17 protein-coding genes are annotated in these 22,695 nt (G+C 72.1%); 5 read left to right on the top strand and 12 right to left on the bottom strand.

Annotated features, from left to right (window positions below; genetic code table 11):
• Window positions 1-17 precede the first annotated feature (17 nt).
• Both GA0070621_RS00530 and GA0070621_RS00525 read right to left on the bottom strand, forming a co-directional pair.
• Window positions 18-1,115 (bottom strand): branched-chain amino acid aminotransferase, encoded by a 1,098-nt coding sequence (locus GA0070621_RS00530; RefSeq protein WP_091190329.1) that lies wholly within the window; start codon window positions 1,113-1,115, stop codon window positions 18-20.
• A 207-nt stretch (window positions 1,116-1,322) separates the two neighbouring features.
• Window positions 1,323-2,354, bottom strand: a complete 1,032-nt coding sequence (locus tag GA0070621_RS00525) for a 3-isopropylmalate dehydrogenase (protein WP_091190325.1) — start codon at window positions 2,352-2,354, stop codon at window positions 1,323-1,325.
• A 222-nt stretch (window positions 2,355-2,576) separates the two neighbouring features.
• On the opposite strand from GA0070621_RS00525, the gene GA0070621_RS00520 reads away from it, so the two are divergent.
• Both GA0070621_RS00520 and GA0070621_RS00515 read left to right on the top strand, forming a co-directional pair.
• Window positions 2,577-3,449 (top strand): FAD:protein FMN transferase, encoded by an 873-nt coding sequence (locus GA0070621_RS00520; RefSeq protein WP_091190321.1) that lies wholly within the window; start codon window positions 2,577-2,579, stop codon window positions 3,447-3,449.
• 344 nt (window positions 3,450-3,793) lie between these two features.
• Window positions 3,794-4,150 carry a hypothetical protein gene (locus GA0070621_RS00515; protein WP_091201814.1) on the top strand — a complete coding sequence of 119 codons (357 nt, stop codon included), beginning with the start codon at window positions 3,794-3,796 and terminating at the stop codon, window positions 4,148-4,150.
• Window positions 4,151-4,212: 62 nt separating this feature from the next.
• Here GA0070621_RS00515 and serA read toward each other — a convergent pair whose 3' ends face one another.
• From serA to GA0070621_RS00490, 5 genes are all read right to left on the bottom strand, one after another.
• Window positions 4,213-5,811 carry a phosphoglycerate dehydrogenase gene (gene serA / locus GA0070621_RS00510; protein ID WP_091190319.1) on the bottom strand — a complete coding sequence of 533 codons (1,599 nt, stop codon included), beginning with the start codon at window positions 5,809-5,811 and terminating at the stop codon, window positions 4,213-4,215.
• Window positions 5,812-6,110: 299 nt separating this feature from the next.
• Window positions 6,111-7,124, bottom strand: a complete 1,014-nt coding sequence (gene ilvC, locus GA0070621_RS00505) for a ketol-acid reductoisomerase (protein WP_091190316.1) — start codon at window positions 7,122-7,124, stop codon at window positions 6,111-6,113.
• Window positions 7,125-7,209: 85 nt separating this feature from the next.
• Window positions 7,210-7,725: an acetolactate synthase small subunit gene (ilvN, locus tag GA0070621_RS00500; protein WP_091190312.1), complete on the bottom strand. Its 516-nt coding sequence runs from the start codon at window positions 7,723-7,725 to the stop codon at window positions 7,210-7,212.
• Window positions 7,726-7,786: 61 nt separating this feature from the next.
• A complete protein-coding gene (locus GA0070621_RS00495; RefSeq protein WP_091190310.1) occupies window positions 7,787-9,721 on the bottom strand; it encodes an acetolactate synthase large subunit in 1,935 nt (644 codons plus the stop codon).
• A gap of 182 nt (window positions 9,722-9,903) precedes the next feature.
• Entirely contained in the window at window positions 9,904-12,357 is a 2,454-nt protein-coding gene (locus GA0070621_RS00490; protein ID WP_091190306.1) for a putative bifunctional diguanylate cyclase/phosphodiesterase, read from the bottom strand.
• A 111-nt stretch (window positions 12,358-12,468) separates the two neighbouring features.
• Here GA0070621_RS00490 and ilvD point away from each other — a divergent pair, with 111 nt between their 5' ends.
• Window positions 12,469-14,316, top strand: coding sequence for a dihydroxy-acid dehydratase (gene ilvD, locus GA0070621_RS00485; protein WP_091190303.1), 1,848 nt, complete (start codon window positions 12,469-12,471; stop codon window positions 14,314-14,316).
• Window positions 14,317-14,373: 57 nt separating this feature from the next.
• The gene (locus GA0070621_RS00480; protein ID WP_091190300.1) at window positions 14,374-15,084 is read left to right on the top strand and encodes a hypothetical protein; all 711 of its coding nucleotides are present in this window, start codon (window positions 14,374-14,376) and stop codon (window positions 15,082-15,084) included.
• On the opposite strand, the gene GA0070621_RS00475 is transcribed toward GA0070621_RS00480, so the two are convergent.
• Entirely contained in the window at window positions 15,081-15,683 is a 603-nt protein-coding gene (locus tag GA0070621_RS00475; protein WP_091190298.1) for a dihydrofolate reductase family protein, read from the bottom strand. The two genes, GA0070621_RS00480 and GA0070621_RS00475, sit on opposite strands and share 4 nt — an antisense overlap.
• A gap of 68 nt (window positions 15,684-15,751) precedes the next feature.
• Here GA0070621_RS00475 and GA0070621_RS00470 point away from each other — a divergent pair, with 68 nt between their 5' ends.
• A complete protein-coding gene (locus tag GA0070621_RS00470; RefSeq protein WP_091190296.1) occupies window positions 15,752-16,690 on the top strand; it encodes an RNA polymerase subunit sigma-70 in 939 nt (312 codons plus the stop codon).
• Here GA0070621_RS00470 and GA0070621_RS00465 read toward each other — a convergent pair.
• The 4 genes from GA0070621_RS00465 to GA0070621_RS00450 form a co-directional block, all read right to left on the bottom strand.
• Window positions 16,677-19,088, bottom strand: a complete 2,412-nt coding sequence (locus GA0070621_RS00465; protein WP_091201812.1) for a glycoside hydrolase family 2 protein — start codon at window positions 19,086-19,088, stop codon at window positions 16,677-16,679. The two genes, GA0070621_RS00470 and GA0070621_RS00465, sit on opposite strands and share 14 nt — an antisense overlap.
• 26 nt (window positions 19,089-19,114) lie before the next feature.
• Window positions 19,115-19,957 carry a carbohydrate ABC transporter permease gene (locus GA0070621_RS00460; RefSeq protein ID WP_091190293.1) on the bottom strand — a complete coding sequence of 281 codons (843 nt, stop codon included), beginning with the start codon at window positions 19,955-19,957 and terminating at the stop codon, window positions 19,115-19,117.
• 200 nt (window positions 19,958-20,157) lie between these two features.
• Window positions 20,158-21,165 (bottom strand): carbohydrate ABC transporter permease, encoded by a 1,008-nt coding sequence (locus tag GA0070621_RS00455; protein ID WP_091190289.1) that lies wholly within the window; start codon window positions 21,163-21,165, stop codon window positions 20,158-20,160.
• Between the two features lie 78 nt (window positions 21,166-21,243).
• Window positions 21,244-22,527 (bottom strand): ABC transporter substrate-binding protein, encoded by a 1,284-nt coding sequence (locus GA0070621_RS00450; RefSeq protein WP_091190285.1) that lies wholly within the window; start codon window positions 22,525-22,527, stop codon window positions 21,244-21,246.
• Between the last annotated feature and the right edge of the window lie 168 nt (window positions 22,528-22,695).

Below are 22,695 nucleotides of genomic sequence, written 5' to 3'. Positions count from 1 at the left end.
CGGTGTGTCAGGGCGGGTCAGAGCACCCGCTGCACCCAGCCGTGCCGGTCCTCGGCCCGGCCGCGCTGGATGTCGACCAACTGCTGCCGCAGGGCCATCGTGAAGCGTCCCGGCTCGCCGCCGCCGACGAGGAACTCTCCGTCGGGGAAACGCACCCCACCGATCGGGGTGATCACGGCGGCGGTGCCGCAGGCGAACACCTCGCGCAGCCGTCCGCTGGCCGCGTCCGCCTGCCAGTCGGCGAAGCTGACCGGCCGCTCCGCCACCCGGTGCCCGGACTCGGCGGCCAGGGTGAGGACCGCGTCCCGGGTGATGCCCGGCAGGATGGTGCCGGTCAGCGGCGGGGTGACCAGGGTGTTGTCGTCGTAGACGAAGAAGACGTTCATGCCGCCCAGCTCGTCGACGAAGCGCCGCTCCACCGCGTCCAGGAAGACCACCTGGTCGCAGCCCGCCTCGATCGCCTCGGCCTGGGCGACCAGCGAGGCGGCGTAGTTGCCGCCGCACTTGGCCGCACCGGTGCCACCCGGCGCCGCGCGGGTGTAGTCCGGGGAGACCCAGACCGTGATCGGCTTGACCCCGCCGGTGAAGTAGGCGCCGGCCGGGGAGGCGATGACCGCGTAGAGGTACTCGTTGGCCGGCCGGACGCCGAGGAAGACCTCGCTGGCGAACATGAACGGCCGCAGGTAGAGGCTGCCGTCGTCGTCCTCCGGGACCCAGTCCCGGTCGATCTCGACAAGCTGGCGCAGCGACTCGACGAACGTCGCCGGCGGCAGCTCGGGCATGGCCAGCCGCCGGGCGGACGCGACGAAGCGGGCCGCGTTCGCCTCCGGACGGAACAGGGTCACGCCCCCGTCCCCGGTCCGGTACGCCTTCAGCCCTTCGAAGATCTCCTGTGCGTAGTGCAGGACGGCGGCGGCCGGGTCCATCGGGATCGGCGCGCGCGCCTCCACCCGGGCGTCGTACCAGCCCTTGCCGTCGGCGTAGCGGATCGTCACCATGTGGTCGGTGAACACGCGACCAAAACCGGGGTTCGCCAGCAGGGCGGCCCGGTCGGCGGCGGATACCGGCGCGGGATTCGGACGGATCTCGAAATCGAGCTTGTCACCACCGCTCATCGCGCTGACCTCCCTGCGGGTCCTTACGGCATGCGACATCGCACGCCGACGTCATTGGTGCCAGAAACTTACCCCGAACGGTCGTTCAGCGGATAGCTCCGCCCCGGCACATCGAACACACCGGATGGCGGTGCGGTCATCGACGCAGGCGGCGGCCCGGGTACGGGTCTGGCGGCCCGGATCCCGGGCCGACGCGAGGCGGCCCGGTCAGGCTACGGCGTAACCGGCGAGCCGGTCGCCGACCTCCTCGGTGCGCAGCGGCGCCCCCGGCGTACGGCCGGCCAGCTCGGTGGCGACGGCGGCGGTGACCCGGGCGGCGGCATCGGCGTGGCCGAGCTGGTCGAGCAGGAGCGCGGCGGAGAGCACCGCGGCCACCGGGTCGGCGACGCCCCGGCCGGCGATGTCCGGCGCGGAGCCGTGCACCGGCTCGAACATCGACGGGTAGCGCCCCTCCGGGTTGATGCAGCCGCTGGCCGCCAGCCCGATGCCGCCGGTCACCGCGGCGGCGATGTCGGTGAGGATGTCGCCGAAGAGGTTGTCGGTGACCACCACGTCGTACCGCTGGGGCTGGGTGACCAGGAACATCGCCGCCGCGTCGACGTGCTGGTACTCGGTGGCCACGTCGGGGTGCTCGGCGGCGACGGCCTCGAAGGCGCGGGCCCACAGCGAGCCGGCGTGGGTCAGCACGTTGGTCTTGTGCACCAGGGTGACCTTGCGCCGCTCGCGGCGGCGGGCACGGGCGAAGGCGTCCCGGATCACCCGCTCCACCCCGTGCCGGGTGTTCAGGCTCTCCTCGGTGGCCACCTCGGCCGGGGTGCCCCGGTGCAGCGAACCACCGGCGCCGGCGTACAGGCCCTCGGTCCCCTCGCGGACCACGACCAGATCGACCTCGCCCGGCTTGACGGCGGCCAGCGGCCCGGGCACGCCCGGCCAGAGCCGCGACGGGCGCAGGTTGACGTACTGGTCGAACGCGAAGCGGAGCTTCAGCAGCAGGCCGCGCTCCAACACCCCCGGCGGCACCGTCGGGTCGCCGACCGCGCCGAGCAGGATGGCGTCGTGGCCGGCCAGCTCGTCCAGGACCGAGTCGGGCAGCACCTCACCGGTACGGTGATAGCGGGCCGCGCCGAGGTCGTACTCGGTGGCCGTCACGCCGGGCAGCACCGAGTCGATGACCTTGCGGGCCTGCCCGACCACCTCGGGTCCGATCCCGTCCCCGGCCACCACCGCGATCCGTGCCACCTGGCGCTCCTCACCTCGTCGTTCAGCGCAACGGTACGCCGCCGTCCCGCCCCCCGGTACGCGCCTTCCAGTATTCGGGATAGCAGATGCTCAGGAGGCTCCCAGGTGGCATTCATGGTGCGGTCATCTCCACTGCCTAGGGTCGATGGTGACCGGGGCCGACGGGGCCCGGGACCGGCTTCGCCGCGGCGCTGCGGCGTCGTCAGCGAGGGAGCAGGTGCGATGCGGATCGACACGCAGCGACGGACCCACTGGGCTGACGAGCAGCCCCGCACCCGGTGGATCGACCAGTCCTCCTTCCTCACCCGGCCCGACCTGCGCCTCGGCGCCCGCTGCCACCGGCTGGACCGGGCCGGCGGCAGCGCCGTCGACCGGATCAGCGTCCGGCACACCGTCCGCACCTCGACCGCCGAGTACACCCTTCTGCTCAACGCGCCCGACTGGCTGGGCCGGCGGGGCGTCGGGGAGGCGCTGCGGGACGCCGTCGCCGAACTGCGCGCCATCGACCTCACGTACGGGCCGAACCAGCCGGACAGCCTCGTGTCGAAGTTGCGCCGGGGCGAGATCAGCCCCGAGTCGTACCCTCCGCTGGCCGACCTGGTGGACCGCTGCGCCGCGATGCGGGCGGCGACCGACGGATGGTTCGACGCCTGGGCGGTGCCGGGCGGCTTCGACCCGGGCGGACTGCTCGGCGGCTGGGCCGTGGAACGGGCGGCGGCCCGGCTGCGCGCGGCCGGCGTCCACGACTACGCCGTGCTCAGCGGCGCCGATCTGACCGTACGCGGCCACGCGCCGCACGGCGGCCCGTGGCGGGTCGCCGTGCACCATCCGACGGAATCGCGCCGGGCCCCGCTGATGCTGGAGATGACGGCCGGCGCGGTGGGCACCTCCGGGGTGACCGGGCGCCGGGGGCACGTGGTGGACCCGCACACCGCCGAGCCGGCCGACCAACTCCTCGCCGCCACCGTGGTGGGACCGGACCTCGCGATCGCCGACGCCTACGCCACCGCCCTCTACGCCGCCGGGCCCGCCGGGCTGGCCTGGTTCCGCAACGGCTCGGATTATCGGGTGCTCTTCGCCCACCGTCGACGGTAGAGCGAGGCCCGGCCCGCGTCGCCCCGCCTTCGCATCCGGGGCGTCGTCCGCGATCGGCCCCCACGGTCTCGGCAACGACCGTGAGGGCCGGTCAGCGACGAGTGCGCGTGGCTCGCGCAATCGAGGGGTGCGGGCCGGCGGGCCGGACGTTCGACCGCGCCACCCGAAGACGGGCCGGAGTCTCAACTCAGCCAGTGACCGCACGGGTACGCTAGCGAATCGCCGCAACTCTACGCAAGAGTCTCCACAGCGGACCGTACCCGCGTCCGAATCTGACGGCCGGGCACTGACCGGCGGCGGGGCAGGGATGACGGACCGCCGCCGCAAATGGCACAGTGTCCGCCGTGAGTTTTGATCTGAGCGTGTGGGCCCTGCCCGCCGGGGCCACACCCGACCAGGTACGGGCGGCGGTGCAGCGGTGCCGCGAGGGGTGGCACGGCGAGCAGCAACCCGATCCGAGGGTGGTCGGCTTCTACCGGGCGATCACCGCCTCGTATCCGGATCGCCCGGCCGGTCCGGGCACCCCGTGGGAGGTCGCCCCGCTGCACGCGGCCTGCGACCACGTCGAGATGAACCTCGTCCCGACCTGCGAGGACCGGGTGCTGCTCGACATCGAGCGGTTGGCCGCCGAGCACGACCTGATGCTCTTCGACGCACAGGACGGCACGGTCTACCCACCGCCGGCCCGCGTCACCCCCTGACCCGGGCCGGTACGACAAGGGGCCCGGCCTGCCGGCCGGGCCCCCGATCCGTCGTGTCTGGACTACTCGTCGCGCAGGTCGGCCGCGCTGGCCGCGACCGCGCCGATCGAGTCGGCGGCCGAGCTGAGCAGGTCGGCGCCGAGCGCCTGGTCGACGGTGAGCGTCATCAGCGTCTCGCCACCGGCCTCCCGACGGGCGACCTGCATGGCGGCGATGTTCACCCCGGCCGCACCGAGCAGGGTGCCGACGGTGCCGACCACGCCCGGCCGGTCGGCGTAGCGCAGGAAGACCAGGATGCCCTCCGCGCCGATCTCGACGTCGAAACCGTCCACTTCGGTCAGCTTGAGGACGTCGCGGGTGCCGCTGTGGGTCACCGTGCCGGAGACGCTGACCGTCCGGCCGTCCGGCAGCGCGCCGCGTACGGTCACCAGGTTGGAGTGGTCGGTCGTCTCGGCGTGCGTGGTCAGCGTCACCTCGACCCCGCGCTCGGCGGCCAGGTGCGGCGCGTTGACGTAGGTGACCTGCTCCTCCACCACCGAGCTGAACAGCCCCTTGGTGGCGGCGAGCTTGAGCACCGACACGTCGTGCGTGACGACCTCGCCGCGCACCTCGACGGTGACGCTGGCGGCCACCCCGCCGGCCACCGCGGTGAAGGCCCGACCGAGCTTCTCGGCCAGCGGCAGCAGCGGCCGGACGTCCTCGGCGACCACGCCGCCGGCCTGCACGTTCACCGCGTCCGGCACGAACTCGCCCTGTAGCGCCAGCTTGACGCTCCTGGCCACGGCCAGGCCGGCCTTGTCCTGTGCCTCGTGGGTGGACGCGCCCAGGTGCGGGGTGGCCACCACGTTGTCGAAGGCGAACAGCGGCGAGGAGGTGCAGGGCTCCTTCGCGTACACGTCGACGCCGGCGCCGGCGACCCGGCCCTCGGCGATCGCGTCGGCCAGGGCCTGCTCGTCGACCAGGCCACCGCGGGCGGCGTTGACGATCCGGACGCCCGGCTTGACGATCGCCAGCTCCTTCTCGCCGATCAGGCCGACCGTCTCCGGCGTCTTGGGCAGGTGGATCGAGATGAAGTCGCTCTCCCGCAGCAGCTCCTCCAGCCCGACCAGGCGGACGCCGAGCTGCGCGGCGCGGGCCGGCTGGATGTACGGGTCGTACGCGATCAGCCGGGTGCCGAAGGCGGCGATGCGCTGCGCGAACAGCACGCCGATGCGGCCGAGGCCGACCACGCCGACGGTCTTGCCCTGGATCTCCACACCGGTGTACTTGGACCGCTTCCACTCCCCCGCCTTGAGCGCGGCGCTGGCGCTGGCGGTGTTGCGGGCCACGGCGAGCAGCAGCGCGACGGCCTGCTCCGCGGCGGAGACGATGTTGGAGGTGGGCGCGTTGACCACCATGACGCCCCGCGCGGTGGCGGCCGGCACCTCGACGTTGTCCAGACCGACGCCGGCCCGGGCGACCACCTTCAGCCGCGGCGCGGCGGCGACCGCCTCGGCGTCGATCTGGGTGGCGCTGCGTACGATCACCGCGTCGGCCTCGGAGAGCGCGGAGAGCAGGGCCGGACGGTCGGTGCCGTCGACGTGGCGCACGTCGAAGTCGTGCGCGAGCACCTCGATGGCGGCGGGGGCGAGTTCTTCGGCGATCAGTACGACAGGATTCATCGGTCCTCGTAGACGCTCGTATGCGGTCAGCCTGGCACGCCGGGACGCCGCGCTGCGCCCTGCGCTGATCCGTGCCGTGGCCGTCAGGTGCGGGCTGCACACCTATGAAGGATCGTAGGGGGCGGTTCCGGTGGCGTACCCCGGAGTGCGGGGTGAGGGCCCTCACATCGGCCGTCCCGTCTTGGCAGGTGAACGACCTGCGGCCCGAGAGTTCGCGGCATGGGGCCGGCGCGGCCCGTGACCCGACGCCGGGGAGAGCGTCGGGCCGCGGGCCGCGTCCTCAGCGACCTGACCCGAGGTCAGGCGGTCTCGGTGATGGGCCGGTCGACCCAGCTCATCATGGCGCGCAGCTTCTGCCCGGTCTCCTCGATCGGGTGCGCCGCGCCCTCGGCCCGCCACTTGGCGAAGTTCGGCCGGCCGGCCTCGTCCTCGGCCACCCACTCGCGGGCGAACTCACCGGACTGGATCTCGCCGAGGATCTTGCGCATCTCCTCCTTGACCCGGGAGTCGATGACCCGGGGGCCGCGGGAGAGGTCGCCGTACTCGGCGGTGTCCGAGATGCTGTACCGCATCCGGGCGATGCCGCCCTCGTACATCAGGTCGACGATGAGCTTCAGCTCGTGCAGGCACTCGAAGTAGGCCACCTCGGGGGCGTAGCCGGCCTCGGTGAGCACCTCGAAACCGGTCTGCACCAGCGCGGCCGCACCGCCGCAGAGCACCGCCTGCTCGCCGAAGAGGTCAGTCTCCGTCTCCTCGGTGAAGGTGGTCCGGATCGCGCCGGCCCGGGTGCCGCCGATCGCCTTCGCGTACGCCAGGGCCAGGCCGAAGGCGTTGCCGCTGGCGTCCTGCTCGACGGCGACCAGGCAGGGCACGCCCTTACCGTCGACGTACTGGCGGCGGACCAGGTGACCCGGGCCCTTCGGGGCGACCATCGCCACGTCCACGTCGGCCGGCGGCTTGATCAGGCCATAGCGGATGTTGAAGCCGTGGCCGAAGAAGAGCGCCTTGCCGGCGGTCAGGTTGGGGGCGATCGCCTCGGCGTACAGGCCGCGCTGGGCGGTGTCCGGCGCCAGGATCATGATGACGTCGGCCTCGGCCGCCGCCTCGGCCGGCGTGAGCACCCGCAGGCCCTGCTCCTCGGCCTTCGGCCGGCTCTTCGAACCGACGGGCAGACCGATCACCACGTCGACGCCGGAGTCGCGCAGCGACAGCGCGTGGGCGTGGCCCTGGCTGCCGTACCCGATCACCGCGACCTTGCGGCCCTGGATCAGGCCCAGGTCGGCGTCGTCGTCGTAGTACACCTCAACGCTCATTGACTTCCCTTTCGTACGGCGGTGCCCGGCGGCCCGTCGTGGACTTGTGCGGTGGATGCGGCGCTCGGGCGCCGGTCGGGGCGGGTCAGGCGGCGCGCAGCGCGGGGCCGGCGGTGATCGAGCGTGAGCCGCGCCCGATCGCCACCGTGCCGGACTGCACCATCTCCTTGATGCCGAGGGGTTCGAGGTCACGCAACAGCGCGTCGAGCTTGTCGGGCGTGCCGGTGGCCTCGATGGTCAGCGTGTCCGGGGCGACGTCGACCACCCGCGCGCGGAACAGGTTCACCGTCTCCAGCACGTGGGCGCGGGCGTTGCGGTCCGCGCGGACCTTCACCAGCAGCAACTCCCGGGCCACCGAGACCTGCGGGTCCAGCTCGACGATCTTGAGTACGTTGACCAGCTTGTTGAGCTGCTTGGTCACCTGTTCCAACGGGGACGACTCGGCGTTGACCACAATGGTGATCCGGGAGACGTCCGGGTTCTCGGTCTCCCCAACGGCGAGGCTGTCGATGTTGAAGCCGCGCCGGGAGAACAGCCCGGAGACCCGGGCCAGGACGCCCGGCTTGTTCTCCACGAGCACGCTGAGAGTGTGCATGGTCATTTCGGTGCCCTCCTCGTCATGCCCTCACGGCCCTCGCTGCGCTCGGTGCATTCGGTCATGACTACAGTTCGTCCTCGTCGAAGGCGGGGCGGACGCCCCGGGCGAACATGATCTCGTCGTTGCTGGTGCCGGCGGCGACCATCGGCCAGACCATGGCGTCCTTGCCGACCACGAAGTCGATGACCACCGGGGCGTCGTTGATCGCCATGGCCGCCGCGATTGTCTTGTCCACGTCGGCGGCGGTCTCGCAGCGCAGGCCGACGCAGCCGAGCGCCTCGGCGAGCTTGACGAAGTCCGGGATGCGGTGCTTGTGGGTGCCCAGCTCGGTGTTGGAGTAACGCTCCCCGTAGAACAGGGTCTGCCATTGCCGGACCATGCCCAGGTTGCCGTTGTTGATCACGGCGACCTTGATCGGGATGCCCTCCAGCGCGCAGGTGGCCAGCTCCTGGTTGGTCATCTGGAAGCAGCCGTCGCCGTCCACCGCCCAGACCGTGGTGTCCGGCTTGCCGACCTTGGCGCCCATCGCCGCCGGAACGGCGTACCCCATGGTGCCGAGGCCGCCGGAGTTGAGCCAGGTGTACGGCTTCTCGTACGAGATGAACTGGCTGGCCCACATCTGGTGCTGGCCGACACCGGCCACGTAGACCGAGTCGGGGCCGGCGATCTCGCCCAGCCGCTTGATCACGTACTGCGGGGAGAGGGTGCCGTCGGCCGGCTCCTCGTAACCGAGCGGGTAGCGCCGGCGCAGGTCGTCGAGCTGGGCCCACCAGTCGCCGAGGTCGGCGGCCGGCCGGGCGGACCGCTCGGTGCCGACCGCGGCGATCAGCTCGTCGATCACGTGCCGGGCGTCGCCGACGATCGGCACGTCCGCGTGCCGGTTCTTCCCGATCTCGGCGGGGTCGATGTCCGCGTGCACGACGGTGGCGTCCGGCGCGAACGAGTCCAGCTTGCCGGTGACCCGGTCGTCGAAGCGGGCGCCCAGGGCCACGATCAGGTCGGCCTTCTGCAGGCCGTAGACCGCGGCGACGGTGCCGTGCATGCCGGGCATGCCCAGGTGCTGCCGGTGCGAGTCGGGGAACGCGCCGAGCGCCATCAGCGTGGTGACCACCGGGATGCCGGTCAGCTCGGCCAGCCGGCGCAGCCCCTCGGTGGCGCCGGCCTTGAGCACGCCGCCGCCGACGTAGAGCACCGGACGGCGGGCGCTGGTCATCAGCCGGGCCGCCTCGCGGATCTGCTTGCCGTGCGGGTGCAGGGTCGGCCGGTAGCCGGGCAGGTCGAGGGTGGGCGGCCAGGAGAAGGTGGTCTGCGTCTGCAGGACGTCCTTGGGGATGTCCACCAGGACCGGGCCGGGCCGGCCGGTCGAGGCGAGATGGAACGCCTCGGCCAGCACCTGCGGGATCTCCTCGGCCGTCTGCACCAGGAAGTTGTGCTTCGTGATCGGCAGGGTGATGCCCTGGATGTCCGCCTCCTGGAAGGCGTCCGTGCCGATCGCCGGCCGCGCGACCTGACCGGTGATCGCCACGATCGGCACCGAGTCCATGTACGCGTCCGCGATCGGGGTGACCAGGTTGGTCGCGCCCGGGCCGGAGGTGGCCATGCAGACCCCGACCCTGCCGGTGGCCTGGGCGTACCCGGTGGCGGCGTGCCCGGCGCCCTGCTCGTGGCGGACCAGGATGTGCCGCACGGTGGAGTCGTAGAGCGGGTCGTAGGCCGGCAGGATCGCGCCGCCCGGGATGCCGAAGACGACGTCGACGCCGAGGGCCTCGAGCGACCGCACCAGCGATCCGGCGCCGGAGACCTGCGCCGACGCCGGCCGCCGTTCGGTCGCGGTGGTCCCGTCCGCGCCAGCCGGGGCGCCCCGTCCCCCTGCGGCCGGCTCGGCCGGGACGGATCCGTTACGGGGGGTGGAGGCGTGGTCGGCGGCGCCGGCCGGCTCGGTGGCCGGGCGGCTTCGCCGGACGGAGTGGGCGAGGGTCTCTGGCGTGGGTCTCGTCATGGCGGTTCAGGCCTTCAGCTGGAGTGGGTGATGCGCTTCTCAGGATGGAACGCGGGCGTCCCGGCGATGGTCCGATGGCAACAAAAACGGCCCACGTGCAAATGCACGGGGCCAGCGCACTCTCAAGCAGAGGAGAGTGCGCTCAGGTAAGTACTCGCAGCGACCGGTTCGACGACATGTGGCTAAGCCTGACGCATCTCACGCGATGAGTCAACTGATCCCACATTCTGGTTAACGGACGTCGGCACGTCCCGCTGCGACACGCCCTCCGCAGCCGATCCCACCTGCGAAGATCCCTCTTCCGAGGGACGGGGCGCCGGCACCGACGCGGGTGCGTTCGACCGGAGCCGGGGCAGCAGCGGCGACGAGCCGGGGCGGACCGGCGCGACCGGTGGCGCCGGCGGCACCGGGTGGGGACGCGCGCCCGGCGAGGTCGCCGCCTCCAGCATCGCCTCCAGGTGCTCGGCCGGCACCCCCCAGCCGAACAGCGCGCCCTGACCGAAGCGGCAGCCGGCGGCCACCACCGCGGCCAGCTCGGTCGGACTGGTGACGCCCTCGGCGATCACCTCCAGCCCGAAGTGGTGCCCGAGGCGCATCACGATGTCGACCATCGGGGCGAACGCCGGACCGTCCCGGCCGATCGGCCGGACCGGCTCGTGCTCGGCGACCAGACTGTGGTCGATCTTCAGGATGTCGATCGGCAGCCGGCGTAGCTGCCCCAGCGACGAGTAGCCCGCGCCGAAGTCGTCCAGCGCGATCCGTACCCCGGTGAGCCGCAGCGCGGCCAGCCGCCGGATCAGCTCGTCCAGGTCGGTGGCGACCGCGTGCTCGGTGACCTCCAGCACCAGCCGCTGCGGCGGTACGTGGTGCGCGCGCAGCGCGTCGGCGACCTGCACCACGTACTCCGGGGCGTGCAGCTCGCGCGGCGAGACGTTCACCGACACCCAGACGTCGTGCCCGTCGGCCAGCCAGCGGGAGAGCTGGTAGCAGGCCTGGTGCAGCACCCAGGCGCCGAGCTTCGAGATCATCCCGCACTCCTCGGCGAGCGGGATGAACTCGTCCGGGCGGACGTTGCCCAGCTCGGGGTGGTGCCAGCGGAGCAACGCCTCGGCGCCGACCGGACGCACCGACGGCAGCGAGGCCACCGGCTGGAAGGCCAGCCGCAGCTCGTCGCGTTCGATCGCGCCGCGCATCTCGTGCTCCAGCATCGTGCGCCGGCGCAGCAGCTGGTCGTACGTGGCGTCGTAGCGCTCGATCCGGTTCTTGCCCCGCTGCTTGGCGTAGCGCAGGGCCAGGTCGGCGTTGCGCAGCAGCAGCGCGACGTCGGTCTCCCCGCGGTTGCCGGCCACCCCGATGCTGACCGAGAGGAAGATCGGCCCGTCCGCCTCCTCGTAGGGGCGGCCGAGCACCCCGAGCAGCCGTTCCGCGACCGGCTCGGCGTCGCTCGCGCCGTGCATCAGCACCGCGAACTCGTCACCGCCCAGCCGGGCGGCCAGGTCACCCGGGCGCAGGTTGCCGCGCAGCCGCCGGCCGACCTCGGCCAGCACCGCGTCGCCGACGTCGTGCCCCCGCATGTCGTTGACGTTCTTGAAGCCGTCCAGGTCCAGCCCGAGCAGGACGCAGGGCACGCCGGCCTCGGCGCAGCGGTGCAGCGCGCGCAGCAGCCCGCGCCGGTTGGCCAGGCCGGTGAGCGGGTCGGTGTGCGCCAGCTCACGGAAGTGGGCCTCCCGGGCGGCCAGCCGGCCGGCGTAGCCCCGGACGTCGTTGAGGGCCAGGTACTGCCGGGCCACCAGGGCGAAGCCCTCGACGCTGCCGGCGACGATGCTGTAGGCGTCGAATCCGCCGCCCTGGCTCAGGTGGTACATCGCCGAGGCGGCCATGGCGAACATCGGCACGAAGGCGTACTCGCCGTCGCGGCGGATCAGGTCGACGTCGACCTGCCCGGGCAGGTCGACCCGGTGCACCGCCGCGGCGGTGGCCAGCAGGCCCGCGGCCAGCGTCGCGGCGCCGGCGAGGGCCATCGTCGGGCCGGCCTGGCAGAGCCCGGCGGACAGGCCCAGCCCGCCGCCGGTGACGCCGGTCGCCCCGAGGCCGAGCAGGACCAGCCGCCCACGCGGCGCGTCGGCCCGGAGCACCATGATCAGGGTCAGCCCGGCGGTGAGCGCCGCGCTCAGCGTGGCCAGCACGATGGGTACGCAGGCGACCGGGGTGAGCGCGCCGAGCAGCCGGGTCGGCTCGCTGAGGAGCACCCAGCCGACGAACCAGAGCGCGCTGGCCATGATCACGCCGTCGAGCAGCAACCGGGCGGTGGCGGCCCGGGTGGCCGCGGCGCCGGGCAGACGGAGCAGGGCGGCGCCGAGCGCCAGGCCGGTGACCGTGCCGCCCGCCGAGACGAACGTCGCCCAGCCGGTGCGTTGCCCCTGCCGGTGGCCCCAGTCGTCGCCGACGGCCAGCAGGGCGGTGACCCCGACGAGGAGGCTGAGCAGGGCGATCCCGGCGGCCACGGCGAGCAGCACGTGGGTCTGCCGGTGGGACCCGACCCGGCGGCGGGCCGAGGCGGCCAGCAGCGCGGTGGCGCTGACGGCGGCAAGCCCGCTCAGCGCCACGACGATGACCACGCCCGGGGTCGGATGCACGACCTCAACTGTGCCGGATGCGCGCACCCCGAGAGGTACCGGGTGTGCAACTGTTGGGACACGACCCGCGCGCCCGGGGGCCGCCGCGACGGCGGTGCCACACTGGTAGCCATGCCTGAGCTGCGGTCGAGGACCTCCACCCACGGTCGGACGATGGCCGGCGCCCGGGCCCTGTGGCGGGCCACCGGGATGACCGACGACGACTTCGGCAAGCCGATCGTCGCCATCGCCAACAGTTTCACCCAGTTCGTACCCGGCCACGTACACCTCAAGGACCTCGGCGGACTGGTGGCCGACGCGGTGGCCGAGGCCGGCGGCGTGGGCCGGGAGTTCAACACCATCGCCGTGGACGACGGCATCGCCATGGGCCACGGCGGCATGCTCTACTCGCTTCCCAGCCGGGAGCTGATCGCCGACGCGGTGGAATACATGGTCAACGCGCACTGCGCGGACGCCCTGGTCTGCATCTCCAACTGCGACAAGATCACTCCGGGCATGCTGCTGGCCGCGCTGCGGCTCAACATCCCGACCGTCTTCGTCTCCGGCGGCCCGATGGAGGCCGGCAAGACGGTGGCGATCGAGGGCATCGTGCACTCCAAGATCGACCTGATCGACGCGATGATCGCCTCGTCCAACGAGGCGGTCACCGACGACCAGCTCGGCCAGATCGAGCGCTCGGCCTGCCCGACCTGCGGCTCCTGCTCCGGCATGTTCACCGCCAACTCGATGAACTGCCTCACCGAGGCGATCGGCCTGGCGCTGCCCGGCAACGGGTCGACCCTGGCCACCCACGCCGCCCGCCGTTCGCTCTTCGTCGAGGCCGGCCGCACCGCCGTGGCGATCGCCAAGCGCTGGTACGACTCCGACGACGCCTCGGTGCTGCCCCGCTCGATCGCCAACCGGGCCGCATTCGAGAACGCCGTGGCGCTCGACGTGGCCATGGGCGGCTCGACCAACACCGTGCTGCACCTGCTCGCCGCCGCCCGCGAGGCGGAGCTGGACTTCGGCGTGTCCGACATCGACGCGATCTCCCGCCGGGTGCCCTGCCTGGCGAAGGTCGCGCCGAACTCGCCGCAGTACCACATGGAGGACGTGCACCGGGCCGGCGGCATCCCGGCCATCCTCGGCGAGATGGACCGGGCCGGCCTGCTCCACCGGGACGTGCACGCCGTCCACTCCCCGAGTCTGGCGCAGTGGCTGGCCGACTGGGACGTGCGGGGCGGCTCGGCCACGCCGGCGGCGGTCGAGCTGTTCCACGCCGCCCCGGGCGGGGTGCGCACCACCGAGCCGTTCTCCACCACCAACCGCTGGTCGTCGCTGGACACCGACGCGGCCGGCGGCTGCGTGCGGGACCGGGAGCACGCGTACTCCGCCGACGGCGGGCTGGCCATCCTGCACGGCAACCTGGCCCCGGACGGCTGCGTGGTGAAGACCGCCGGCGTGCCCGAGGAGTGCCTGACCTTCCGCGGCCCGGCCAAGGTCTACGAATCGCAGGACGACGCGGTGTCGGCGATCCTGGCCAAGGAGGTCGCCGCCGGGGACGTGGTGGTGATCCGGTACGAGGGCCCGAAGGGCGGCCCCGGCATGCAGGAGATGCTCTACCCCACCTCGTTCCTCAAGGGCCGCGGGCTGGGCCGCTCCTGCGCGCTGCTCACCGACGGGCGGTTCTCCGGCGGCACCTCCGGGCTCTCCATCGGCCACGTCTCCCCGGAGGCGGCCTCCGGCGGGCTGATCGCGCTGGTACAGGAGGGCGACGAGATCGTCATCGACATCCCGGCCCGCTCGATCCACCTCGACGTGCCGGACGACGTGCTCCAGGCCCGCCGGGTCGCCGAGGAGAAGCGGGACCGCCCGTACACCCCGGCCGACCGGCAGCGGCCGGTCTCCGCGGCGCTGCGCGCGTACGCCTCGATGGCCACCTCGGCCAGCGATGGCGCCTACCGCCGCGTGCCGGAGTAGTCGCCGCCCCCACGGCGCGGCCCTACCTAGGTAGGGTCGCGCGTCGTGGAGACGACCATGAGCTATGCGCGACAGATCCGACCGGTCATCGACCGGGTGTACGTGGCTGCCCGGTGGACGGCCCGGGCCCGGATGGAGGCGTTCTACGCGGAGCGGGGCGCGGAACTCGGCGCGGAGAACAGCTTCTACTCCGGCCTGCTGGCCCGGCCGATGCCGGCCGACGCGCTCGCCGACGGGCTGGCCTACACCGACGGTGACATGAGCCCCGAGCTGACGCGCGGCGTGCTGAAGGTGGACGCCGAGGGCACCTGGCACCTGACCGAGCTGGGCCGGGAACTGGCGCGGTACGCGCAGCGGGCGACCGGCGAGGCCGCCGAGGAACTCTGGTCCGCCGGACCCCCGATGCTGCCCGGCCTGGCGTCGGTGCCCCGGCTGGCCGAGTTGGTCGGCCGGGTGCTGGCACACGGGCTGGCCACCGGTGGGCCCGCGTTCCGCGCCATGACCCCGCCGTACGAGCCGGACGACGCCTCGCCGGCGGTGCTGCTCACCACCCGGCTCGGTTCGCTGCGTCACCACCGGGCCGACGCGCACCGGGCGGCGTGGCGGGCCGCCGGGCTGACCGCCGAGCAGATCAAGGCCCTCCCCGACGGGCCGGAACGCGCGGCGATCGAGGCCGAGACCGACCGCCGCGACGCACCGGCGTACGCGGTGCTCAGCGCGGACGAGCGGTGGGAACTGCTCGCCGGGCTGGGCGCTCTGCCGAGCTAGGCCGGATCGCCTGGCTCGGCCCGGGCCGGTCCGGGTCCGATCCGCCCGACCCGGTACGTCACATGCGTGGCCTCCGGTGTGTCCACCGTGTCCTGGTGCTCCAGCTCCGGGCCGGCACCGTCGAACAGGGCGGTGCCGGCCCCCAGCAGCAGCGGAACGATGTGCAGGCGGAGCTGGTCGACCAGGCCGCTCCGCAGCGCCTGCCGGATGATCGACGCGCCGCCCATCACGTGCACCCGCCTGTCGGCGGCGGCGGCCACGGCCGCCTCGATCGCGGCGGCGACCCCGCCGGTCACGAACGTGAACGCGGTGTCGCCCCGGCGTACCGCCTCGTGCGGCCGGTGCGTCACGACGAAGACCGGCATCCGGTAGAAGCCGTCCTGGTCGGCCCAGCCGTTGGTGTCCTCGTACACCCTCCGGCTCGTCACCACAGCGCCGGACGCGGCGAACGTCGCCTCGCTCAGCCGCCGCCCCGCGTCGTGCCCGAGCCACGCGTGCAGCCGCTCGCCGCCCCTGCCGAAGCCGGGCCAGGTGTCCAGGTCGGGCCCGGTGACGAACCCGTCCACCGACATCGAGATGTCCACCTCAACAATCGCCATACCCGGGTAGACGCGCCCCGGCGGAAGAATCACCGGTGACCGGGCCGTCTTTTTCCGTCGGTACCGGTATGAACGTTGCTGTGGACGCCACGAGGTTCGCGGAACTGACCCGTCGGCACCACCGCGAGCTGCGGGTCCATTGTTACCGGCTGCTCGGGTCGCTGGACGCGGCCGAGGACCACGTGCAGGAGGTGTTCCTGCGGGCATGGCGGTCCAGGGAGGCGTTCGAGGAACGTGCCAGCGCCCGAACCTGGCTGTACCGCATCGCCACGAACGCCTGCCTCGACACCCTGCGCCGGACGACCCCGCCGCTGCAGCCGTACCCGGATCATCTGCTCGACGAGCGTCCCGGCCCCGACGCCGTGGCCATCGGCCGCGAGACGATCTCCCTGGCGTTCCTCGCCGCGATCCAGCTCCTGCCGCCCCGCCAGCGGGCCGTGCTCATCCTGCGCGACGTGCTGTCCTGGACTGCGGGCGAGACGGCCGCGCTGCTCGGCACGAGCGTGCCGGCCGCCAACAGCGCTCTGCAACGGGCCCGGGCCACGCTGCGCGAACGGTGGCCGGGTGGCCGCCTGGAGTGGTCGCCCGCAGCGCTTCCGGACCCGGCGCAGCGCGAGTTGTTGGCGCGGTACATCGCCGCGCACGAGCGGGCGGACCCGCAGGCCCTGGTCGACCTGCTTCACGAGGACATCCGGCTGACCATCGAGCCGGGCGTCGGCGAGTGGAACGGCAGGGCCGCGGTCGCCCGAGCGTTGCGCCGGGACATGAACACCCCCGGCCGGTGGCGGATGCTACCGACGGCCGCGAACCGCCAGCCGGCGGTCGCCGCCTACGTCCGCGGCGCCGGCGACACCGTGTTCCGCTCCTTCGCGCTGATCGTGCTGCGCCCCGAGGCGGGCCTCCTCGCCGCGATGGACGTGTTCGAGACGCCCGGCCTGTTCGCCGCCTTCGGCCTCCCGGCGACCCTGGACGACGAACAGCCGACCGCGCCTCTCATGAGTCGTTGACGCAGCGGAGCACCGGGCGGGTGGTGAGGGCGACCGGGTCGAGCGGCGTCGCCGCGGTGACGGTGAAGGTGGCCGACTCCCCCGGCAGCAGGGTGACCAGGGCCTCGTCGACCTGGGCGGCCGGGTCGAGCCGGTCCGGTTGGAGGGTCAGGTCGCGCAGGATCGTCCGGGCGGTCACCCGGAGTCGCTGGGCGTCGCCGGCCGGCTCGACCACCGCGTCCAGCTCCGCCGTCGGCCACTCGACGTCCCGGTCCTCGGCGAAGAACCACAGCGCCCGCTCCGCGGTCTCGCCGGCGTCCGCGACCAGCAGTTCCCGCTGGGCCTCGTCCGGCCGCGCGAGCTGCGCGGGCAGCGCCAGCACCACCGACGAGTACGCGGGGACGTCGAGATCCACCGAGGTCTTCGCCCTCGGCTCCCCGGCCAGGGTGAACCGGGTGACCGTGGCGGGCGTACGCCACGGCTCGGCGGTCTCGTTGACCGCCACCAGGGCCAGCCCGCCCTCGCGGGGCTGCACGGTGAGCAGCCGGTCGGCGTACGCACGGCGCAGCGCGTGCCAGAGTGGCTTGCGCCGGCCGTCGCCGTCCACCGCCGACCAGGAGGTGACCGGCCAGCAGTCGTTGAGCTGCCAGACGATGGCGCCCATGCAGACCGGCCGGTGGGACCGGAAGTGCTCGACGCCGAGCTGGATCGCCCGGGCCTGGTTGAGCTGGGTGAGGTAGTGCCAGTCGTCGAAGTCGGCGGGCACCGGCAGGTGCGCGTCCAGCCCGCGCCGGAGCTTCAGATCCCCGTCGATCGCCTTCTGGTGGTGGGCCATCCCGGGCGAGTCGGGGGCGAGGGGCTCGTCCGAGATGGACCGCCGAAGGGTCGCGTACGCCGGGGGCGCCTGGTAGCCGAACTCGGCGACGAAACGCGGCAGGTACGCCCGGTACTTCGGGTAGTCGTCGGTGTTCCAGACGTCCCAGATGTGCGTGGTGCCGTGCGCCGGATCGTTGGGGTGCACGTCCTCCCGGCCCGACCACGGGCTGCCCGGCCAGTACGGTCGGGTCGGGTCCAGCTCGCCGACGATCCGGGGCAGCAGCTCCAGGTAGTAGCCGCGCCCCCAGGTCCGGCCGGCGAGGGGTTGCTGCCAGTCCCAGTCGTGCCAGCCCCAGATGTTCTCGTTGTTGCCGGTCCAGAGGACCAGCGAAGGGTGGCCGGCCAGCCGGGTCACCTGCTCGCGCGCCTCGGCCTCGACCTCGGTCCGGAACGGCTCCTCCTCGGGGTAGGCGGCGCAGGCGAAGAGGAAGTCCTGCTGCACCAGCAGGCCGAGGGAGTCGGCCAGGTCGTAGAAGTCGTCCGACTCGTACCGGCCGCCACCCCAGATCCGGATCAGGTTGACGTTCGCCCCGACCGCCTGGGTGAGGCGTTCGGCCAGCCGATCCCGGGTGACCCGGTTGGGGAAGACGTCGTCGGGGATCCAGTTGACGCCCTTGACGAACACCGGCACGTCGTTGACGTGCAGCGCGAACGGGGTGCCGTGCGCGTCGGGGGCGGTGTCGAGGCGTACCGAACGGAAACCGATCCGCCGCGACCAGGCGTCCAGCTCCGGGCCGTCCTCGGCGCGGAGGGTCACGTCGAGGTCGTAGCGCGGCTGCTCGCCGTACCCGACGGGCCACCACCGCTCCGGGTCGCGGACGGTGAGCGTCGCCACGGCCGTGCGCCGCCCCGCCGGGACGGTGACCTCGGCGGCGACGCCGGCGACCTCGGCCCGCACGACCAACGGTACGTCCGCCGCCCGCTCCACCTCGACGTGCAGCTCCACCCGGCCGGTGTCGCCGGAGACGGTGACCAGCGGACGGACGCCGGCCAGCCGGCCGGTCGACCAGGCGTGCAGCCCGATCTCCTGCCAGATGCCGGCGGTCACCAGGTTCGGCCCCCAGTCCCAGCCGAAGTTGCAGGCGGTCTTGCGGATGAAGTTGAACGGCTCCGGGTACGAGTTGGGCCGGTCACCGAGCCGGTCGCGGTGCGCCTCCGCGTAGCGGTACGGCGAGTCGAAGCGGACGGTCAGCGTGTTCTCTCCCGGCCGGAGCAGCGCGCCGACGTCGAACCGGTACCCACGGTGCTGGTTCTCGGTGCGGCCGGCCTCGGTGCCGTTGAGGATCACCGTGGCGACCGTGTCCAGGCCGGCGCAGACCAGGTCCACCCGGTCCGCGTCGCCCGGCCGCCGGTCGAAGGTGGTCTCGTAGACCCAGTCGGTACGCCCGATCCAGCCGAGCCTCGTCTCGTTGTCGTCGAGGTACGGGTCGGGGATGATGCCTGCGGCCAGCAGATCGGTGTGCACGCAGCCGGGCACGGTGGCCGGCACCGCCGTGTCGGCGACCTCCGGCGGCACCTGCGGACCGGGTACGGCGCGCAGCATCCAGCCCTCGTGCAACGCCTGCCGGCTCACGACTTCACCGCGCCTTCCATGATTCCGCGGACGATCTGACGTCCGCCGATGAACAGCATCACCAGCAGCGGGACGGTGGCGATGAACGCCCCGGCCAGCACCCGCCGGTAGATCACGTAGTTGCCGCTGGCCAGGTCGGACACCGCCACCATCGAGGTCGGGTAGTCGGTGCCGCTCAGTGTGATCAACGGCCACTGGAAGTCGTTCCAGGTGGCCACGAAGGTGAGCAGGCCGAGCACCGCCAGGGCGGGACGGATCGCCGGCAGCACGATGGTGGCGTACACCCGCATGGTGGTGGCGCCGTCCACCCGGGCCGACTCGACCAGCTCGTCGGGCACGCTGTTGACGATGAACTGCCGCATGTAGAACACGCCGAACGCGGTGACCAGGCCGGGGGCGATGACCGCGAGCAGGGTGCCGTTCCAGCCGAGCTTGCCCATCACGATGTACAGCGCCACGATGCCGAGCTGGTTGGGCACGGTCAGGGTGAGCACCACGAAGAGCATCAGCGCGTTGCTGCCCTTGAACCGGAGCTTCGCGAAGGCGAACCCGGCCAGCGAGCAGAAGAAGAGCACCGAGGCGGCCACCACGGTCGAGACGATGACGCTGTTGACCAGCGAGGCGGCGAAGTAGACGTCCTGGAGGGAGAAGACCTCGTCGACGTTGGTCAGGAACCGGTCGCCGGGGATGACCGCCGGGGGCAGCTTGGCCAGCGCCTCGTCGTTGCTGGTCGCGATGACGAACATCCAGTACAACGGGAACGCGGCGAACAGCAGGGTCAGCGAGAGCAGCAGGTACGTCCAGACCCCGGCCTGGGTGTCCTGCGGGGCCCGGGCCATCAGCCGAGGTGTGATTCTCGCGCTCACCGGTACCTTCTTTCGCTCGCGACTGCGGGACTCCGCTCCGCTGCGTTCCTCGCGCTCACCGGTACCTTCTTTCGCTCGCGACTGCGGGACTCCGCTCCGCTGCGTTCCTCGCGCTCACCGGTACCTTCTTTCGCTCGCGACTGCGGGACTCCGCTCCGCTGCGTTCCTCGCGCTCACCGGCGGCCTCCGGAGAGTCGGTTCGTCACCAGGTAGTTGATGCCGGCGACGATCAGGATGATCAGGAAGAGGGCCCAGGACATCGCCGCGGCGTAGCCGAGGTTGAGGTCCTTCCAGCCGACCTTGTAGACGAGCTGGGCGATGGTCTGCCACTCGCCGTTCGGCCCGCCGGTCGCGGCCTGCGCGTTCAGGTCGAACAGCATCGGCTCGGTGAAGAGCTGGAGGCCGCCGATGGTGGAGAGGATGACCGTGAACAGCACGACCGGCTGGATCATCGGCACCGTGATCCGCCATAGCTGCTTCCACGGGCCGGCGCCGTCGATCGCGGCCGCCTCGTAGACGTCACGCGGGATGGACTGCATCGCGGCCAGGTAGAGCAGGGCGTTGTAGCCGATCCACTTCCAGTTGACCATCGTGGCGACGGCGATCCAGGCGTGCAGCTTGTCGGCCCGCCAGTCGATCGGGTCGTCCGGGCCACCGAGGCCGAACAGGCCGAGCACCCAGTTGGCCATGCCGAAGTCGCGGGAGAAGAAGACGCTGAACACCATGGTCGAGGCGACGATCGGGGTGACGTACGGGAGCAGCACGCCGACCCGCCACCAGGTCTGCGCCCGCAGCTTGCGGTTGAGCAGCGCGGCGACCACCAGCGCGAGCAGCAGCTGCGGCACGGAGGAGAGCAGGAAGATGCCGAAGGTGTTGTAGAGGGCGTTCCAGAAGTCCTCGTCGCCGACGAGTCTGCTGAAGTTGTCGCCGCCGGCCCAGTACGGCAGGGTCGGGTCGTCGAGCCGGTAGTTGCGCAGCGCGACCACGCCGTTGAAGACCAGCGGGAAAAGCCCGAAGACGATGAAGAGCAGGAAGAACGGCGCGATCATCAGGTACGGCATGTAACGCATGTCGAAGCGGTACAGCCGGTCGCGCCAGGTCATCCGCCGGTCGTCGGCCCCGGGGCGGCCGCGCTCCGGCGCGGGTCGCCGGCTCGACGGCGCGGCACGGGTGGTGGACATCGGGTCACTCCAGGGCCGAGGTGGTGACGGGACGGGCGGTGCCGGAGCGGACGGACCCGCTCCGGCACCGGTGCTGCGTCAGGAGTTGGCGGCCTTCTCGGCCTCCTTCACCGCCTCGCCCCAGGCGGCGTCCGGCTTCAGGCTCTTGTTCTGCACCCGGTTGATGACGTTCTCGACCGCGACCCGGGTCGGGCCGTTCTTCTTGCCGAGGTACTGCGGGGTCAGGCCCTGGGCCATCTTCGGGAAGATCTGCCCGACCGGCGCGTTGTTGAAGAACGGGTTCTTGAAGTCGGCGATCGCCGGGTCGGTGTAGAGCGCCGGCTGCGAGGGCAGGTTGCCGACCTTCTTGAAGATCTCGATCTGCTGCTCGGGCGCGACCAGCCACTCCAGCAGCTTGTACGCCTCGTCGACGTGCTTGCCCTGCTTGGGGATGGTCAGGAAGGAGCCACCCCAGTTGCCGCCGCCGCCGGGCACCGCGGCGATGTCCCACTTGCCCTGCGTGCCGGGCGCGGTGTCCTTGATGTGACCGAGCATCCACGCCGGACAGGCGAGCACGGCGAAGGAGCCACTGGTGAAGCCCTTGTCCCAGTCGGCCTGGAAGCTGGCGAGATTGGCCGACAGGCCGGCCTCGATCCCCTTGACGGTGTAGTCGAAGGCGACCTTCGGGCCGCCGTCCATCTGGAGCTGGTCCTGCTCGTTGTAGAAGCCGACCGGCTGCTGGCCGAGGATCGGGTTGAACATGTTGGTGGCCGAGTCGACGAACTTCTTCTTGGTCTTGGCGGTGTACTGCTGACCGACCTCGATGAACTTGTCCCAGGTGGGCCAGAGGGCGGAGACCTGGTCCCGGTCGGTGGGCAGGCCGGCGGCCTGGAACAGGTCGGTCCGGTAGCACATGGCCAGGCCGCCGACGTCGGTGCCGAGACCGATCTGGGTCTTGCCGTCGGCCGACAGCGACTGCTTCCACTTCCAGGGCAGGTACTTGCTCTCGTACGAGCCGGCGCCCTTGTCCAGCAGGTTGACGAACTTGTCGGACTGGCTGCGGAACTGGACCATGAAGCCCTCGTCGATCGCGGCGATGTCCGCGGCACCGGAGCCGGCGACCAGCTTCTTCTGCAGGTCCTCGTGCTGGGCGTTGTACTCGCCCGAGTTCAGTTGGATCTTGACGTTCTTGTGCTCGGCCTCGTACTTGGCCTTGAGGTCCTGGAGGCCGAAGTCGCCCCAGAAGTTGATCTTCAGAGTGATCTGCCCGTCGGCCGAATCCGAGCCGCCGGTGGTGCTCTTGCCGCTGCATGCCGCGACCATGACCAGGCTGACGGCACCCACGGTGACCGCCCGGGCCCAGTGCGTCCAGGACCGTTTCATGTCATCCTCCGCACCAAACTGGGAACGCTCCCAAGATCGAGAAACGTTGACTGAACCGGATAAGTGAGCACACCGTACGGGGGACCATCTGGACTGTCAACGGCCGGTTAACAGCGAGGCCGAACGGTAACCTCACGGCCGTCGTGGGAGCGCGATCATGCGTGGTGA

The sequence above is a fragment of the Micromonospora narathiwatensis genome, assembly GCF_900089605.1.
GTDB classification, from domain to species: domain Bacteria; phylum Actinomycetota; class Actinomycetes; order Mycobacteriales; family Micromonosporaceae; genus Micromonospora; species Micromonospora narathiwatensis.
Note: the sequence above shows the minus strand (reverse complement) of the source record. Positions and strands in the feature narration are given on the sequence as shown.